At 64.8% G+C, this 16,426-nt stretch carries 18 protein-coding genes and 1 tRNA gene; 10 read left to right on the top strand and 9 right to left on the bottom strand.

The annotated features are described in order from the left end of the window. Window positions 1-49 precede the first annotated feature (49 nt). Complete coding sequence (locus tag BRAO375_RS38255; protein ID WP_175345399.1) at window positions 50-214, bottom strand: hypothetical protein; 165 nt, start codon at window positions 212-214, stop codon at window positions 50-52. A gap of 366 nt (window positions 215-580) precedes the next feature. Between BRAO375_RS38255 and BRAO375_RS30595 the strand changes: the two genes are divergently transcribed. The 3 genes from BRAO375_RS30595 to BRAO375_RS30585 all read left to right on the top strand — a co-directional run bounded on the left by BRAO375_RS30595 (window position 581) and on the right by BRAO375_RS30585 (window position 2,496). After that, a complete protein-coding gene (locus BRAO375_RS30595; RefSeq protein WP_009031296.1) occupies window positions 581-1,339 on the top strand; it encodes an SIR2 family NAD-dependent protein deacylase in 759 nt (252 codons plus the stop codon). 197 nt (window positions 1,340-1,536) lie between these two features. Continuing rightward, complete coding sequence (locus BRAO375_RS30590) at window positions 1,537-2,190, top strand: cold-shock protein (protein ID WP_009031295.1); 654 nt, start codon at window positions 1,537-1,539, stop codon at window positions 2,188-2,190. Window positions 2,191-2,419: 229 nt separating this feature from the next. Next, window positions 2,420-2,496: transfer RNA gene (locus BRAO375_RS30585), tRNA-Pro, on the top strand. A gap of 497 nt (window positions 2,497-2,993) precedes the next feature. On the opposite strand, the gene BRAO375_RS30580 is transcribed toward BRAO375_RS30585, so the two are convergent. Beyond that, the gene (locus tag BRAO375_RS30580; RefSeq protein WP_009031294.1) at window positions 2,994-3,398 is read right to left on the bottom strand and encodes a hypothetical protein; all 405 of its coding nucleotides are present in this window, start codon (window positions 3,396-3,398) and stop codon (window positions 2,994-2,996) included. Window positions 3,399-3,567: 169 nt separating this feature from the next. After that, complete coding sequence (locus BRAO375_RS30575) at window positions 3,568-4,752, bottom strand: OpgC domain-containing protein (protein ID WP_009031293.1); 1,185 nt, start codon at window positions 4,750-4,752, stop codon at window positions 3,568-3,570. Window positions 4,753-4,976: 224 nt separating this feature from the next. Here BRAO375_RS30575 and BRAO375_RS30570 point away from each other — a divergent pair, with 224 nt between their 5' ends. Further along, window positions 4,977-5,282, top strand: coding sequence for an ETC complex I subunit (locus tag BRAO375_RS30570; protein ID WP_009031292.1), 306 nt, complete (start codon window positions 4,977-4,979; stop codon window positions 5,280-5,282). A 15-nt stretch (window positions 5,283-5,297) separates the two neighbouring features. On the opposite strand, the gene BRAO375_RS30565 is transcribed toward BRAO375_RS30570, so the two are convergent. Both BRAO375_RS30565 and BRAO375_RS30560 read right to left on the bottom strand, forming a co-directional pair. Then, entirely contained in the window at window positions 5,298-5,786 is a 489-nt protein-coding gene (locus BRAO375_RS30565) for an Lrp/AsnC family transcriptional regulator (protein WP_009031291.1), read from the bottom strand. A gap of 5 nt (window positions 5,787-5,791) precedes the next feature. Then, window positions 5,792-6,409: a TetR/AcrR family transcriptional regulator gene (locus BRAO375_RS30560; RefSeq protein WP_009031290.1), complete on the bottom strand. Its 618-nt coding sequence runs from the start codon at window positions 6,407-6,409 to the stop codon at window positions 5,792-5,794. Between the two features lie 319 nt (window positions 6,410-6,728). On the opposite strand from BRAO375_RS30560, the gene BRAO375_RS30550 reads away from it, so the two are divergent. From BRAO375_RS30550 to BRAO375_RS30540, 3 genes are read left to right on the top strand one after another with little or no spacing between them, the layout of a single operon-like run. Further along, entirely contained in the window at window positions 6,729-8,336 is a 1,608-nt protein-coding gene (locus tag BRAO375_RS30550; protein WP_009031289.1) for a carboxyl transferase domain-containing protein, read from the top strand. Window positions 8,337-8,338: 2 nt separating this feature from the next. Then, window positions 8,339-10,345, top strand: coding sequence for an acetyl/propionyl/methylcrotonyl-CoA carboxylase subunit alpha (locus BRAO375_RS30545; protein ID WP_035643132.1), 2,007 nt, complete (start codon window positions 8,339-8,341; stop codon window positions 10,343-10,345). A 24-nt stretch (window positions 10,346-10,369) separates the two neighbouring features. Next, window positions 10,370-11,281, top strand: coding sequence for a hydroxymethylglutaryl-CoA lyase (locus BRAO375_RS30540; protein WP_009031287.1), 912 nt, complete (start codon window positions 10,370-10,372; stop codon window positions 11,279-11,281). Window positions 11,282-11,316: 35 nt separating this feature from the next. Here BRAO375_RS30540 and BRAO375_RS30535 read toward each other — a convergent pair whose 3' ends face one another. The 3 genes from BRAO375_RS30535 to BRAO375_RS30525 are packed head-to-tail and all read right to left on the bottom strand — an operon-like array spanning window position 11,317 to window position 14,243. After that, window positions 11,317-12,675, bottom strand: a complete 1,359-nt coding sequence (locus BRAO375_RS30535; RefSeq protein WP_009031286.1) for a TRAP transporter large permease — start codon at window positions 12,673-12,675, stop codon at window positions 11,317-11,319. Beyond that, the gene (locus tag BRAO375_RS30530; RefSeq protein WP_009031285.1) at window positions 12,672-13,217 is read right to left on the bottom strand and encodes a TRAP transporter small permease; all 546 of its coding nucleotides are present in this window, start codon (window positions 13,215-13,217) and stop codon (window positions 12,672-12,674) included. The genes BRAO375_RS30535 and BRAO375_RS30530 overlap by 4 nt, the downstream gene beginning before the upstream one ends. A gap of 3 nt (window positions 13,218-13,220) precedes the next feature. Next, window positions 13,221-14,243 carry a TRAP transporter substrate-binding protein gene (locus BRAO375_RS30525; protein WP_009031284.1) on the bottom strand — a complete coding sequence of 341 codons (1,023 nt, stop codon included), beginning with the start codon at window positions 14,241-14,243 and terminating at the stop codon, window positions 13,221-13,223. A 363-nt stretch (window positions 14,244-14,606) separates the two neighbouring features. Between BRAO375_RS30525 and BRAO375_RS30520 the strand changes: the two genes are divergently transcribed. Then, window positions 14,607-14,843 carry a pentapeptide MXKDX repeat protein gene (locus tag BRAO375_RS30520; protein ID WP_009031283.1) on the top strand — a complete coding sequence of 79 codons (237 nt, stop codon included), beginning with the start codon at window positions 14,607-14,609 and terminating at the stop codon, window positions 14,841-14,843. Window positions 14,844-14,961: 118 nt separating this feature from the next. On the opposite strand, the gene BRAO375_RS30515 is transcribed toward BRAO375_RS30520, so the two are convergent. Continuing rightward, entirely contained in the window at window positions 14,962-15,315 is a 354-nt protein-coding gene (locus BRAO375_RS30515) for a DUF6481 family protein (RefSeq protein ID WP_009031282.1), read from the bottom strand. Window positions 15,316-15,660: 345 nt separating this feature from the next. Between BRAO375_RS30515 and BRAO375_RS30510 the strand changes: the two genes are divergently transcribed. After that, window positions 15,661-15,912, top strand: coding sequence for a hypothetical protein (locus BRAO375_RS30510; RefSeq protein WP_009031281.1), 252 nt, complete (start codon window positions 15,661-15,663; stop codon window positions 15,910-15,912). Window positions 15,913-15,924: 12 nt separating this feature from the next. Further along, the gene (locus tag BRAO375_RS30505; protein ID WP_009031280.1) at window positions 15,925-16,104 is read left to right on the top strand and encodes a hypothetical protein; all 180 of its coding nucleotides are present in this window, start codon (window positions 15,925-15,927) and stop codon (window positions 16,102-16,104) included. Window positions 16,105-16,426 lie beyond the last annotated feature (322 nt).

Here is a 16,426-nt window from a genome sequence, read left to right as displayed (position 1 = left end):
AGCCCCGGGCAACCCCCCGGGGCTCTTTTCGTGCTGGCTGCGGATCGGCCTATTCGGCGGCCTCGCCGCGCAGGGCCTTGCGCCAGGCCTGCCGCGCAAATTCCTCGCGCTCGCGCGCGAACCTCTCCTGCGTTGACTTGAATCGCGCAAGTCGTGCCGTGATCTCGGCGCGCTCCTGCGTCCGCCGATCGTCCTGCGTCTCGTTCTGTCCCACGGATCCTCACTGCTCCGGTCGCACTCCGGCGAGTCCAGCCATGAGACGCGTGACAAACTTCCTGGCGAATCGCTGGCGCGATGTGGCTGCTCGATTGCGGCGCGATTGCGGAGGCGCTCGCTCATCATGCGACGAGCGCGATGTGAGTTGGGGAGGGCAGGCGAGGCGAATGCCGGTCATCCATCCATTCAGCGGTCGCGGCTGCGCCAGAGACTCGCTCCGCTTGCAAGACGGTTTGATGGTTCCGACTGATGCCGAATGGCTGCACATCACGTGCGCGACCTCGCCAGCAGCGATGTCGTCGCCGACGTGATATGGAGAGGAGAGGGCCATGACGCGACGCGTGACGCTTTGGAGCCGCCGTTAATGATTGCTACCGATCTGCAGGATGGCGTGAACCGCCTCGGCGACATGATCGCAGCCGCGCGCGTCATCGTGCCGTTCACCGGGGCCGGCATCTCGACCGAGACCGGCATCCCGGATTTCCGCTCGCCGGGAGGACTTTGGACGCGCAACCGGCCGATCGACTTCCAGGAGTTCGTCGCCAACCAGGATGCGCGCGACGAGGCGTGGCGGCGGCGCTTTGCGATGCAGGAGACGTTTGCCGCAGCGCGTCCCGGCCGCGGCCACCGCGCGCTGGCCTCACTCTACCGCGCCGGCAAGATCCCGGCCGTCATCACCCAGAACATCGATAACCTGCATCAAGACTCCGGCTTCGCCGCCGAGCACGTGATCGAGCTGCATGGCAACACCACTTATGCGCGCTGCATCGGATGCGGGCAGCGCTACGAGCTCGACTGGGTGCGGGAGCGATTTGAGCGCGACGGCGCACCGGACTGTCCGGAATGCGCCGAGCCGGTGAAGACGGCGACCGTGTCGTTCGGTCAATCCATGCCGGAGGGCGAGATGCAACGCGCGGCAGAGCTCGCGCAGCACTGTGACCTGTTCATTGCGATCGGCTCATCGCTGGTTGTATGGCCGGCGGCGGGCTTTCCGTTGATGGCAAAGCAGGCGGGTGCGCGACTCGTGATCATCAACCGGGAACCGACCGATCAGGACGACGTTGCCGACCTCGTTATTCAGCACGATATCGGCGAAGTACTCGGACCGTTCGTCCGTAATTGAACGGAAATTGATGCATTTTTGTCGGCAAGTCTGTTCATATGCCTCACTGAATCCGATTTTTGTCTATGCGCGGCACGAGGGAATGTTATCTTTGATTCGAGAGATTCGCGTGACTCGTCGAGGGTATAGACGGTGAGCACGCGCAGGGCGCCGTTGCAGGGGTGGCGGCTCACAATTCATCTGTGAGGTCCGGGGTTATGGGGTCGGACGGATTTGAGTCCAAGAAGCTTGGAGTACCGGTTGCTGGTGTAACTACACCAAACCGGCTCGGGGCAGACTATCAGGTCGGCGTCGCGCGCGACTCGGCGATCGATGCGCTTGCTGGTCTTGGCGAGAACCTTGTCGAAATCAGCGGCGTCATCAAATGGTTCGACGCCTCGAAGGGATACGGCTTCATCGTTCCCGACAATGGCTGGCCGGATGTCCTGCTGCACGTCACCGTGCTCAGGCGCGACGGCTATCAGACCGCCTATGAAGGCGCCCGGCTGGTCGTCGAGTGCGTCCAGCGCGCCAAGGGCTACCAGGCTTTCCGCATCGTCTCGATGGACGAGTCGACAGCGATCCACCCGGCCCAGATGCTGCCGCCGCGCACCCACGTCACGGTCACGCCGACCAGCGGGCTGGAGCGTGCGCAGGTCAAGTGGTTCAACCGTCTTCGCGGCTTCGGCTTCGTGACCTGCGGCGAGGGCACGCCGGACATCTTTGTTCACATGGAGACCCTGCGGCGGTTCGGCATGACCGAGCTGCGCCCCGGCCAGTGGGTTCTGGTCCGCTATGGGCCGGGCTCCAAGGGCATGATGGCGGCCGAGATCCACCCGGAGACTGGCTCGCCGGCGCTGTCCTCGCACTGAGCGGGACATGGAGAGGACTGCTGCAGAGCCCCGGATCCGCGGGGCTTTGTCGTTTGTAGGGCCGTTGTCTCGGTGGAGGCCGGCCTTCCAGGTGCCATTTCGTCCTTTTCGGCTTGCCATTCTCCGCTTCCGGCAGGCAGCCGTCCGTCGGACGGCCCACGGTCTTGCTGCTGACGCTGCGACCGTGTAGTGACGTGGTCCTCGCAGGATCATGGTCCTTTCGGGACATCGGGGTATAGCGCAGCCTGGTAGCGCGGCAGTTTTGGGTACTGCAGGTCGTTGGTTCAAATCCAGCTGCCCCGACCATCTCCCCTTGATGTCACGGGCGTGTGCGGTCGCGGCGTTCCCAATGGTTGCGCAACCAGCACTGTGCTGGTGATGATCAAAATTGAAGCGAAGAGACCGTAGCCACCCGGTCTAACCAAGGACGCGTCACGAAAAGCTTGGCGTGTGCGATGGAGATGGGCTGTCCCGAAAAAAGTTCGGATGCTCCCGCAGCGGCAAGACCCGGGAGCATCCGAAGTGGTGCGGGTGAATCCGGGGAAGGAACATCCGCCAGCCCTCACATCATCGCAACCGAGATCCCGCGTCTTTGCGCTAAATCAAATCAACTGCTCGGGTCTGGCGTGGCCGCGTGAGCAACGTCGCTGATGCGCATAGAGCGGCGGCAGGGGCGTGACGTCGCCCCGCGCGAGCCGTGATCACCACCAAAACAAAGCCGGCCGCGCTAGGGCGGCCGGCTTGGCAAACGATTGGATGGAGGCGACGGTTCGGCCGCTTCGACTCTGTCAGAGGCGCAAGCGTCAGCCCGCAGTGCCGGTCGCCACGCGCGGCGGGGCCATCTTGAAGTGCTGCTTGGCGTAGGCGACGATCTGACGGTCGGTCGGATGATCGGCTGCCTCGACCGCCACGACGCGCTTGCCGACCGCAGGATGCTTCTCGTGCAGGTACTTGGCGAGCTCGGTCTTGGCGCTGGCCGGGCCGATGATCAGGATCTCGCCAGCATCGTTGAGCGCGCTCGCGATCTCCTCGAGGAAATGTTTGTCCGTCGCCGCATGGCCGCTGCCGATGGCGTTCGCCTTGTGGTGCAGGTGCTTGGTCTGCAGATGCGGATGCAGCGTCACCTCGTCGGCGCCGGTGAGGCCGATGTGAAACAGCTTGGCCTGGCTGTGGTCGAGCCACACGACGGCATGGAAATGGGTCGGCATGATCTGGTCCTTGTCAGCAAATCGCCGCGTGAGCAGCTTGCGCGTTCGCTCGTGGAGCGCGCGCCGCGGTACGCGGCACCTTTGTGCTGAGGACCTTAGCCGGCTGCCACCATGCCGGCTTGATGCAGGTCAACGGTGAAGGCCGCCCGATGGCGAGCGGCCTTCAGCCTCACTTCGGCGCGGCCGTCTTGAACTCGGCGGTCTTCTCGGCGGTCTTGGAGGCGGCCGGCTTCGGCTGCGGCTTGTCCTGCCGCTTCGACCACGAGATGTAATAGGCCACCGTCGTCATGATCGCGATACCGGCTGCACTGACCAGGATCTGCGCCAGCAGCGAGCCCGAGCTCAGCATCAGGGTGAAGTGTCCGATGAAGGACAGAAAGACGCCGACGCAGAACACCGCGAGCGACTGCTGACCGCACACCACCAGCGGATCGAAGCCCTTCCACTCCAGGCCCGGCCACTCCTTCGGCACGAAGCGGATCACCAGGATCACGATCACCACGAAGTGCAGGAAGCGGTAGGGCGCCAGATTGGTCTTGTCGTTCGGATTGAACGCGGAATACAGCCAATGCGGAAACATCGCCCCGAAATCGGGGAAGCGCCCGGCCATGGTCATGACCAGCGCGAGCAGCAGATAGCCGAGACAGAAATAGAGTGTCGCCGGCGCCATGATGATACTCATCGAGCGGCGGGCGCCGCCGAGCGCGCACCATGAGCCGAACACGAATAGCACCTGCCAGCAATACGGATTGAAGTACCAGGTGCCGGCCGGATAGGCGGCGAAATTCCAGCCCATCTGCCGCGCCACGAGCCACAGCACGATCGAGGCGATCATGGTGAGGTCCGGCTGGCGCAGCATCATCCACAGCACCGGCGGGAAGAATCCCATCAGCACGATATAGAGCGGCAGCACGTCGAGATTGACCGGCTTGAACTTCAGGATCAGGCCCTGCGCCAGCGTGTCGCTGGCATGATCGACGAGACCGGCGACATTGAACTCGTCGATGATCTCGGACACGCCGAACCGCGTCGCCAGATAGCTGATGGCCACAATATAGATGACGAACAGCACGATGTGAGCGACGTAGAGCTGCCACACCCGCTTGGTCAGCCGCGTGGCCCCGACGATGAAGCCGCGGTCGATCATCATGCGGGCATAGACGAACGAGGCGGTATAGCCGGAGATGAAGACGAACAGGTCGGCGGCGTCGCTGAAGCCGTAATTCCGGGTGGTGATCCAGTTCACCACATTGTCCGGGATGTGATCGAGATAGATCGCCCAATTGGCGATGCCGCGAAACAGGTCGAGCCGCAGGTCGCGCCCTCTGTCGGGCAGCGTGGCATTGATTTTCATGGCCGCTTCAACGCACTGTTTTGAATGGGAAACGTCGGAGAGCAGGGAGGCGCCGTGGCAGTCGACCGAGATTGTCACGGGACGGCAGAATGACTATACGGAGCACGATAGACGGTCATGTCCAGGATGGGAATCACCGTTCCGTGCTGAAACTTGCGTGTAACCCATCCCGGCCGTTTCCGCCAAATGCCTGACGACCGCTGCTTCGAGGGGCTCTTCCAGCCATGACCGCACGCATTTTCAAGCCGGCCAAGAACGCCATGCAATCGGGCAAGGCCAAGACCCGGGACTGGCAGCTCGATTACGAGCCGGAGCAGCCGCGTTCGGTCGAGCCGCTGATGGGCTGGACCTCGTCGTCGGACATGAAGCAGCAGGTCACGCTGCGCTTCGACAGCAAGGAAGAGGCGATCGCCTATTGCGAGCGCAAGGGCATTCCCTACCAGGTGATCGAGCCGAAGGAGCCGGTGAAGCGGCAGGTCGCCTATGCCGACAACTTCTCGTTCCGCCGCGGCGAGCCCTGGACGCACTGATCGCGCATCGGAGGTCTATCCGGGCGGATCGTCGCCGCTGGGGATCGGGAGGGCTCCGTCCTTCGACTGGCCCAGCGACGGGAAGCTTCTGATCGTGCGAACGCCGGGCAGCGCCGCAAACTGCCGAAGCTGCCGGCTCATGCCATCGACCCCGGTCGAGACGCATTTCAGCAGGAAGTCTGCATCTCCCGACAGCCGCCAGCATTGCTGGACCCACGGTAACGGCATGATCGCCGCCTCGAAGGCTGCGAGCGCGGCCTGGTTCTGGCTCTCGAGCTGGATCGTGACGAACGAGACCACCTCATAGCCCAGCGCCCGTTCGTCGATCGTGGCGCGGATCGCCTTGATCACACCACTGCCGCGCAGCGCGCGAACCCGGCGGAGGCAGTTCGGATGCGAGATGCCGACCCGGTCGGCGAGCTCGTTGATGCGGATGCGACCGTCGGCCTGGAGCTCCGCGAGAATCTTGCGGTCGATCGCGTCGAGGTCGGGCCGCTCCGCCATCGCCGCTAGGCCTGCGCCGGCGTTGTCACGCCGCGGGGCATGACCCCGGACAGCACCAGCTTTTCATGCGCGGCGATGATCGCGTCCTTGGTCAGCCGGCCGCCGGGACGGTACCAGCTGCACAGTCCCGTCAGCAGCGCGATGATCGCGAAGGTCGCGACCTGGACGTCGTCGACGTCGAACACGCCCTCCGCGACACCTTCGGTGAGGATGTCGGCGAGCCGGCGCTCATAGGCGCCGCGTAGCGCCACCACCGCCTCATAATTGCGCGGCTCGAGGCTGCGCAGCTCCGAATTGGCGATGAAGACCTCACGCTTCCGCGTCATGTGATAGCTGACATGGAAGGCGACGAATGCCCTGAGACGGTCGAGCGGCCCCTGCGTGTCCTGTAGCGCCAGCTCGAGCTCACCCAGGAGGTCATTGATATGGTCCTGGATCAGCTCGGCGAGCAGCTCCTGCTTGGTGCTGATGTGATTATAGAGAGATCCGGGCTGGATGCCGACCTCGGCCGCCAGCTGACGCAGGCTCATGGCCTCATAGCCGTGCTGAAAGATCAGCCGCAGGCCGGCCTTGCGAATCGCTTCCATCGTGGTCGGACCGTGGGATCCGATCGTGCGTGCCATCTCACCCTCGCCGCTGCCGACAGGTGGGGCGACCCGAGACAAGCAGACATCCCTGGTTCGCCGGTAAAAGCTTCATCTTCTCAAGGAGAAGGAGGATCATCTCGAACTCTACAACAATCCGCTTGAGAATAGAATTTAAAAACGTATGATCGTTTAATTCCAGAACAACGGAGCGGCTTCCAGCGGCCGCCGGGGGCAGGGAGGACAGCATGCCCGCAGAGATGGTACATCCTGACTTGCAGCGGCCTTCGCGGCCGCGCGCTGTCTGACGCGTGCTCTCACGGCTCTCCATCCGGCCCCAGCAACGAAAGCGCCGATCATGACGCTTGCTTCCACGATCGATCCCTCCTCCGCCGACTTCGCCCGCAACGCCGATGCGATGCGCGTGCTGGTCGGCGACCTCAAAGCCAAGCTCGGACAGGTCGCCGAGGGCGGCGGCGAGGCGTCACGCAAGCGGCATCTGGCGCGCGGCAAGATGTTGGCTCGGCAGCGCGTCGACCTGCTGCTCGACCCCGGGACGGCGTTCCTGGAGCTGTCGCCGCTGGCGGCGCATGGGCTGTATGGCGGCGACGTGCATTCGGCCAGCATCGTCACCGGCATCGGCCGCATCGCCGGCCGCGAATGCGTCGTCGTCGCCAACGACGCGACGATCAAGGGCGGCACCTATTACCCGATGACGGTGAAGAAGCATCTGCGCGCCCAGGACATCGCGCGGCAGAACAATCTGCCTTGCGTCTACATGGTGGATTCCGGCGGCGCCTTTCTGCCGCTGCAGGACGAGATTTTCCCAGACGAGCGGCATTTCGGCCGCATCTTCTTCAACCAGGCGCAGATGTCGGCCGCGGGCATTCCGCAGATCGCGATCGTGATGGGCTCGTGCACGGCCGGCGGCGCCTATGTGCCGGCGATGTCCGACGAGAGCATCATCGTGCGCAATCAAGGCACGATCTTCCTCGGCGGCCCGCCGCTGGTGAAGGCCGCAACCGGCGAGGTCGTCAGCGCCGAGGAGCTCGGCGGCGCGGACGTGCATTCGCGGCAGTCGGGCGTGACTGACCATTACGCGCAGAACGACGCGCATGCGATCGGCATCGCGCGCCGCATCGTCGGCACCTTGAAGCCGCCGGGCGCGCGCACCATGCTCAACATGCGCGAGGTCCGTGAGCCTCGCTATGTTGCGGAGGAGATCTACGGCGTGGTGCCAGTCGACGGCCGCAAGCCGTTCGACGTGCGCGACATCATCGCGCGCGTTGTCGACGGCTCGGAGTTCGACGAGTTCAAGAAGCTCTACGGCCAGACTCTCGTGTGTGGCTTTGCCCACATCTTCGGCTATCCCGTGGGCATCATCGCCAATAACGGCATCCTGTTCAGCGAGAGCTCGCTGAAGGGCGCGCACTTCATCGAGCTGTGCTGCCAGCGCAACATTCCGCTGGTGTTCCTGCAGAACATCACCGGGTTCATGGTCGGCAAGAAGTACGAAGCCGGCGGCATCGCGCGCGACGGCGCCAAGCTGGTGACAGCGGTCGCGACTGCCTCGGTGCCGAAATTCACCGTCGTGATCGGCGGCTCCTACGGCGCCGGCAACTACGGCATGTGCGGCCGGGCCTATTCACCGCGCTTCCTGTGGATGTGGCCGAACGCCCGCATCTCGGTGATGGGCGGCGAGCAGGCGGCGATGGTGCTGAGCCAGGTCCGTCGCGACGGCATCGAGGCCAAGGGCGAGAGCTGGCCGGCGGAAGAGGAAGAGAAATTCCGTAGCCCCATCCGCGCGCAATACGAGGCGCAGGGCAATCCGTACTACGCGACGGCGCGGCTGTGGGACGATGGCGTGATCGATCCCGCCGATACGCGCCTGGTGCTCGGGCTTGGATTGTCCGCTGCCGCCAATGCCCCGGTCGAGCCGACCAAGTTCGGCCTGTTCAGGATGTGATCATGGCTCGTCCCGGATTGTATCGTCGCTTCCGCAAGCTCCTGATCGCCAACCGCGGCGAGATCGCCGTGCGCGTGATCCGCACCGCGCGCGCGATGGGATTGAAAACCGTCGCGGTCTATTCCGAGGCCGACCGCAACGCGCTGCACGTCGCACTCGCCGACGAGGCCGTGCTGCTCGGCCCTGCGCGCGCCCGCGACTCCTATCTCAATATCGAACGGCTGATCGAGGCCGCCAAGGCGACCGGCGCCGAAGCGGTCCATCCCGGCTACGGCTTCCTGTCCGAGAGCGCCGAGTTTGCGCAGGCCTGTCTCGACGCCGGGCTCGTCTTCGTCGGGCCAACGGCGGCGATGATCACCGCGATGGGCTCGAAGTCCGGCTCGAAATTCCTGATGGAGCAGGCCGGCGTGCCGCTGGTGCCCGGCTATCACGGCGAGGCCCAGGACGAGGCGACGCTCGCCAACGAAGCCGCGCGGATCGGCTACCCCGTGCTGATCAAGGCCTCCGCCGGCGGCGGCGGCCGCGGCATGCGCGTGGTGAATGCGGCCGGCGATCTCACTGACGCCGTCACGAGCGCCAAGCGCGAGGCCAAGGCGGCGTTCGGTGACGATCGCGTGCTGATCGAGAAGTACGTGCAGAACCCGCGTCACATCGAGGTGCAGATCGTCGGCGACAGTCACGGCAATCTCGTCTCGCTGTTCGAGCGCGAATGCACGCTGCAGCGCCGGCACCAGAAGGTGATCGAGGAGGCGCCATCGCCGACGTTGTCCCCGGCGCAACGCGAAACGGTGTGTGCCGCGGCGAGGCGTGCTGCCGGCGCCGTGAATTATGTCGGCGCGGGGACGATCGAGTTCGTCTCCGACGGGCGGGACGTGTTCTTCATCGAGATGAATACGCGTCTGCAGGTCGAGCATCCCGTGACCGAGCTGATTACCGGCGTCGATCTCGTGGAATGGCAGCTGCGCGTCGCCTTCGGGGAGGCGCTGCCGCTGACGCAGGATCAGATCAAGCTCAACGGTCACGCGATCGAAGCGCGCGTCTACGCCGAGAACCCGGCGAAGAACTTCATGCCTTCGGTCGGCACGATCAAGACCTGGCGGACGCCGGCCGAGACGGGCGGCCTGCGCATCGATGCCGGCTATCGGGAAGGCGATGCCGTCTCGCCCTATTACGACGCGATGCTGGCCAAGATGATCGCCTGGGCGCCGACGCGCGAGGTCGCGATCGAGCGGCTCAATCGCGGCCTGGAAGATACGGATGTCCGCGGCATCGTCAGCAACATTCCGTTCCTGTCGGCGCTGCTGACCCATCCCGACGTCGTGACCAATGCCATCGACACCGGCTTCATCGAACGGCATCTGACACAACTGACGCGCTTGGGCGCCGTCGCCGGCGATGTCGAGCTGTGCGCCGCGGTCGCGGCCATTCTCATCGACGAGCAGAGCGCGGCAGCGAAGGAGCAGGGCTCGCCGTGGCGGTCGTCAGGGTGGATGCCGGTCGGCCTGCGGCAGCGCGTGTTCTCGTTCCGCGCGGGCGCCGGAGCAGAGCCGCAGACGGTCACGCTCGCCTATGGCCCGGGCGTGCAGACACTGATGGTTGATGGGCGCGTGACGGTGTTCTCGGCTGTTCCCACCGATGATGGCGGTTTCGACCTTGTGCGTGACGGGGTCAAATCCCATGTGGTGGCCGTCATCGAGGGGCACGAGCTGTATCTGCGCACCCGCAACGGCCGCTTCGATCTGCACTGGATCGATCCGTTCGGCGGCGACGACGAGGAGCAGGGCGGTGAGGACAAGATCGTCGCGCCCCTGCCGGGCACGGTGGTGGCGTTGCTGGCGCAGGAGGGGGCGGTCCTGGAGAAGGGCGCGGCCATCCTGACGCTGGAGGTGATGAAGATGGAGCAGACCCTGCGGGCGCCGTTCGCGGGCGTGCTCAAGGCGATCAAGTGCAAGGTCGGCGACATCGTCCAGGAAGGCGTCGAATTGGCAGAGGTCGAACCCTCCGCCTGATCCTCCAACTTCAAGAGGTCAGCCATGAGCGAGAGCGTGCGCATCATCGAAATGGGCCCACGCGACGGGCTGCAGAACGAGAAGACGTCCGTCAGCGTCGCCGACCGCATCGCCTTCGTCCGCGCGCTGGTCGACGCGGGCCTGACGACGGTCGAGGTCGGCGCGTTCGTCTCGCCCAAGGCGATCCCGCAGATGATGGGTTCGGACGAGGTGATGCGCAGCGTGGCCGCGCTGCCGGGCGAATTCCATGTATTGGTGCCCAACGTGAAGGGCTATGAGGCTGCCCACGCTGCAGGTGCCAAGGTGATCTCGGTGTTCACCGCGGCCTCGGAGAGCTTCTCCCGCGCCAATATCAACTGCTCCATCGAGGAGTCGCTGGAGCGGTTCAAGCCGGTCGTGGCGCACGCCAAGACCGACGGCATCAAGGTGCGCGGCTACGTCTCCTGCGTGCTCGGCTGTCCCTATGAGGGCGAGATCAAGCCGCAGGCCGTCGCCGGCGTCGCCAAGGCGCTGTGGGACCTCGGCTGCTACGAGGTCTCGCTCGGGGACACGATCGGGGTCGGCACGCCGCTCAAGGCCAAACAGATGCTGCGGGCCGTCTGCGACGACGTGCCGGTCTCGCATCTGGCGATGCATTTCCACGACACCTATGGCCAGGCGCTCGCCAACCTCTATGCCGGCATGGAGGAGGGTGTCCGCGTCATCGACTCGGCCGCCGGCGGCCTCGGCGGTTGCCCGTTCGCGCCGGGCGCGACGGGAAATGTCGCGACCGAGGATGTCGTCTACATGCTCGAGGGCATGGGGATCCGGACCGGTGTCGACATGACCAAGCTGCTGGCGGCCACCAACGAGATGAGCCGCCTGCTGGGCCGTCCTCCGGTCAGCCGCGTCGCAGCCGCGCTGAATGCGAAGGCCAAGCGCGCGGGTGGCGAATAGTTTCCATTCGCCACCCGTCGTCCTCTTTCAGCGCGTCAGCGGCTCAGATCCGGGCCCATCACGAGGTCCGGCAGGCCGGTCGAGATCTGCGGCACGAAGCAGAGCAGCAACACCGCGGCCATCATCAGCAGCACGAACGGCAGCGTCCCCCAGATCACGTCGCGCAGAGGAATGTCCGGCGCGACGTTGCGGATGACGAAGATGTTCAGCCCCACCGGCGGGTGGATCAGGCCCATCTCCATCACGATCGTCATGACCACGCCGAACCAGATGATGTCGAAATTCGCGGCGCGCAGCGGCGGCAGGATGATCGGCGCGGTCATCAGGATGATCGACACCGGCGGCAGGAAGAAGCCGAGCACGACCACCATCAAGAGGATCGCGAACAACAGCTCCCAGCGCGGCAGGTGCATCGCGACGATGTACTCCGCGACGGATTGCGAGATGTGCAGGTAGCTCATCACGTAGGAGTAGAGCAGCGACATGCCGATGATCAGCATCAGCATCGTCGACTCGCGCAGCGTCGCCCGCATGATCGGTGCGAGATCGCCGGGGCTCCAGACCCGGTAGATGATCGCGATCAGCACCAGCGCCAGGATGCCACCGAGGCCGGCGGTCTCCGACGGCGTGGCGAAGCCGCCATACAGCGCGACCATGACGCCGGTCAGCAGCAGCACGAACGGGATCACGCGCGGCAGCACCGAGAAGCGCTGCGCCATGGTGAAATCGTCCTTGGTCAGGATGTCCGACCAGGCGCCCGACTTCTCGTAGGCCGTCTTGGCCTGCGCGTATTCCTGGCGGAAGCGCACCACGGCATAGACGCCGAACAGGGTGACGAGCAGCAGCCCAGGCCCGATACCGGCCAGGAACAGCCGTCCCAGCGACTTCTCCGCGGCGATCGCGAACAGGATCATCGTGATCGACGGCGGCAGCAGGATGCCAAGCGTGCCGCCGGCGGCGATGATGCCGGCGGCGAAGCCACCGGAATAGCCGCGCTTGCGCATCTCGGGAATTCCGGCCGATCCGATCGCCGAGCAGGTCGCGGGCGAGGATCCGGCCATTGCCGCGAACAGCGCGCACGCGAACACGTTGGCGACCCCCAGGCCGCCGGGCACGCGGTGCAGCCACGCATGCAGCGCAGAGTACAGATCCTGGCCGGCGCGGGAGCGGCCGATCGCGGCGCCCTTGAGGATGAACAGCGGGATCGACAACAGCGTGATCGACGCCATCTCCTCGTAGACGTTCTGCGTCACCGTATCGAGCGAGGCGGTCGGCATGTAGATCGCCATGAACACCACGGCGACGGCGCCGAGCGCGAATGCGATCGGCATGCCCGCGAACATCGCAAACAGCGTCGCGAGCCCATAGGAGAGCCCAATTCCAAATACGCTCATCGACGCGCTCCGGTGAGCGGCGCCACGATCTGCAGCAGCATCTGGATGCAGAGCAGGGTCATTCCTGCAGCCATCAGGCCGTAGGGAATGGCCAGCGGCGGCGACCACATTGAATTCGAGACCTGGCCGTCGACCCAGGCTTCATGAGTCAGGGTCCAAGACTTCCAGGTGAAAAAGGCACAAAACAGAAAGCTGGCGACGTCGACCAGCCAGAGCCTGATCTTGTTGGCGAGCGGCGACATCAGGCCGACGAAGGCCTCGATGCTGACATGGCCGCGATGCTCCTGCACGTAGGCGGCGGTCATGAAGGTGGCGCCGACCAGCAGGAACACGGCAGCCTCGTCCTGCCAATAGTTGGCGGCCTTGAACAGCGCCCGGCCGGCCACGCTGTAGCTGAGGATAACGCAGGCCGCGACCAGCGCGATCGCGGCGAACACGACGATGATGCTGTTGAGAGTCGAGATCACACGCTGAAGCGGCGCCAGCGGTCCGCTGGCGCCGGTGGTCGGCGTGGTCTCGCTGTCCGAGACGGGGGCGTGCATTGCTCAGGCCGCGACGTCGGATGCGAGCTTGAGGAGCTTGGCGCAATTCGCCGACTTGCCGCCATAGTCCTTCCAGGCGGTGTCGCGGGCGATGTCGCGCCACTTGTTGACAGTCTCGACGTCGAGCTCGGCAACCTTGGCGCCGGCCTTCTCGTAGACCTTGGCGACCTCGATATCGTCCTCCTGTGCGCCCTTGCGCCCGAACGCCTCCATCTCCGTGCCGACCGCGAGCAGGATGTCCTGCTGGTTCTTCGGCAGCTTGTCGAACGAGGCCTTCGACATCATCAGCGGCTCGAGCATGAACCAGTAGGAGGCCTTGGCGCCGGAGGTCAGGGCCTTCGAGACCTCCTCCAGGCGGAACGAGATCAGGCTGGTGGAGGAGGTGATGCCGGCGTCGCAGGCGCCGGTCTGCATCGCCGTGTAGATTTCGTTCGAGGGAACCGAGAGCACCGATGCACCGGCGGTCTGCAGCACCATGTCCATCTCGCGCGAGCCGCCGCGCACCTTCATGCCCTTGGCATCCTCGGGGGTGACCAGCGGACGCGAGCGGCTGGCAACGCCGCCGGCCTGCCAGACCCAGCTCAAGAGGATGATGCCCTTGTCGGCGAGGAAATCGCTCAGCGCCTTGCCGACCGGCTCGTTCTTCCAGCGCATGCCCTGGTCGTAGGTGGTAACCAGACCTGGCATCAGCGCGATGTTGGTTTCGGGAACTTCGCCGCCGGCGTAGGGCATCGGATACAGGCTGATGTCGAGCGCGCCCTTCCGCATCGCCGAGAACTGCGCCACCGTCTTGATCAGCGACGAATTCGGATAGATCTCGGCGGCAATTTCGCCGCCCGAGCGCTTGGCAACTTCTTCGGCGAACACCCGGCACAGCCGGTCACGGAAGTCGCCCTTGTCGATGGTTCCACCCGGGAACTGATGCGAGATCTTCAGCGTGGTTGCAGCATGGGCCGTGCCGGTTCCAAAGCGCAGGATGGCAGGCGCAGCGAGCGCGGAAGCGATGACGTGACGGCGTGAGAGCATGAGATTTCCCCTGGACAACTTCTGGTTGGGTTCCCGACCGCGGTTCGCTGGCATAATCGATACGAGCCGATTTTCCGATTTACCTCTAGCCGAACTCGACGGTCCGTTCGAGGTCAAATGCAAGAGAAGCGACATATTGCTGCGGCGCAACTGTCGAGATCTGAATCCCTTGCGGCGGTTGTACTAACATCGACTTGCCGGGGCGAAATTGTGTCGACCCTCCAAACACCGCAGAACTCGATTCAAATTTGATCGACGAAAATTATTTCGTCGGTCCGTAACAATGATGCCGCGCGGAACGTCGAGATCAGGGAGCGGCGCATTGGTCGCCGTACAACCCCGCACCTCGAAGGAGCGATCATCATGACTTCTCGCAACCGCCTCATCCTCGCCGTGTCCGCCGCCGCTCTCGCCTTCAACGTCGCTCTCGCGCCGGTCGCGTTCGCGGAGGACAAGATGGGCAAGGATGATGGAATGAAGAAGGACTCGATGTCCCACGACGGCATGAAGAAGGACTCGATGGCCAAGGACGGCATGAAGAAGGATGCGATGTCGAAGGACGGGATGAAGAAGGACGACGGCATGATGAAGAAGAACTGAGCCGATCCGATCGCAGCGCTCCTGATCCGATCAGGCTCACGTCTTCACGTCACGATGCTTCACGTCGGCACCCGACGTGGGGGCGCCATGGCGGGCAACCTGCCATGGCGCCGCTTCATCACTTCCTTTTGCCGCGCGCCTTTCGCGCCGCATAGCGCGCGTCGCGCTTGGCCTTCTGCTCCGCTTCGAGCTCGGCCGCGCGGGCGGCAGCTTCTTCCGCCTCGCGGGCGAGTCGGGCGGCCTCCGCGGCCTTTGCTTCTTCCTCGAGACGCTTCTGCTCGGCCTTCGCGGCCTCGCGCTCGAGACGCTGCTGCTCGCGGCGCGCCGCCGCGGCCTCGCGCTCCTGCCGTCGCTTCACGACCTCGGGATCATCAGGCCCGGGCTGCGACTTGAACTTCTGCACGATGCTCTGGCGGGCCTGCTGCGCGGCCTTCTGCCGATCGGCAAATCCGGGTTCCTTGAATCCTCTCATGGAGACGTCGTCACTTCGCTACTGGGGTGGTGTGGTTTGATCGGTAGGATCCGATCGGTGTGGTTCGGTCAGGGGCTGCATGCGCCGCCAAGCCATTCCTCCACGGTGTCGTGAACACGAGCGAAGGCTGACGCGAGGCCGTGTGTATAGGATCGCATGCGTCGATGACAAATGCTTTATCGCCAGTCCTCCACATCGCGCCTTTGCGGCGCTTGCAAGCTTTGTAGCGATCGCTATGTAAGCATCCCCCGTCGTGTCGGCGAAGGTCGGCCGGATGTGAATTTCATCACAGCCCACGGGCGTTGGCGCACCATCCGGGTGCGACATCCAAGGGAGTTTACCGGCATGACCTCGCTGTTTCGGGGGCGCGGGCGCATGGCGCTCGTCCTCACACTTTTTGGTCTCGTGGTCACCGCCGCCGTCATGACCGCGGTCTTCGCCCGGCCCACCCCTGTCCCGGCCGGCGTGCTCGGCGCGGAATGGGAATGCGCGCAGCTGTTCTGGGTGACGAGCTGCACGCGGGTCGCGCCGGTCACGCCGGCCTCGCGCCAGCACCCGGTGCCGCATGGTGCGGCGGCCGATCTGCGCGCCGCCTGAACGCGACGGACCATGAGCGAACCGGATCCCGATGGCAGCGGGCGTGGCGGCGCGATCGCTGCGCTGGTGTTTGCTGCGATCATGGTCGGCTTCGGCCTCTGGCTGGCCCATAGCCTGACCGCTGCGAGCAAGATGCAGGATTGCCTGATGTCGGGCCGCACCAACTGCAACGTCATTGCGCCCGGGCGCTGAGGTCGACGATCTCTGCGGCGAATCAGCGTGCTTTTCACGTATCCTGACGACAGCACCTGGAAGTGGCCGCAAATTTGTCGCGATCTTACCGGTTTGTCGCGAAGAAGGTGGATGGCCGACCTGGTCGGCGCTTGGTCGAGCCGGATTTCGGCCAGCCTCGACCAGGACAACACCGTTGCAGATGACGCGCCAGCGAGGGGTAGGCAAGCATGACGTTGTTCGACCAAACCAGATCCTGGCTGCCGGCCCTCGCGTTCCTGGCTGCCGCTGCCTTGCCGACCCCGAGCCATGCCCAGGGCCCGGGACAAGGACCGGACCAGGG

Source organism: Bradyrhizobium sp. ORS 375 (assembly GCF_000239775.1).
Classification (GTDB): Bacteria; Pseudomonadota; Alphaproteobacteria; order Rhizobiales; family Xanthobacteraceae; genus Bradyrhizobium.
The sequence above is the reverse complement of the archived record's forward strand: the minus strand, read 5'-3'. Positions and strand labels throughout refer to the sequence as shown.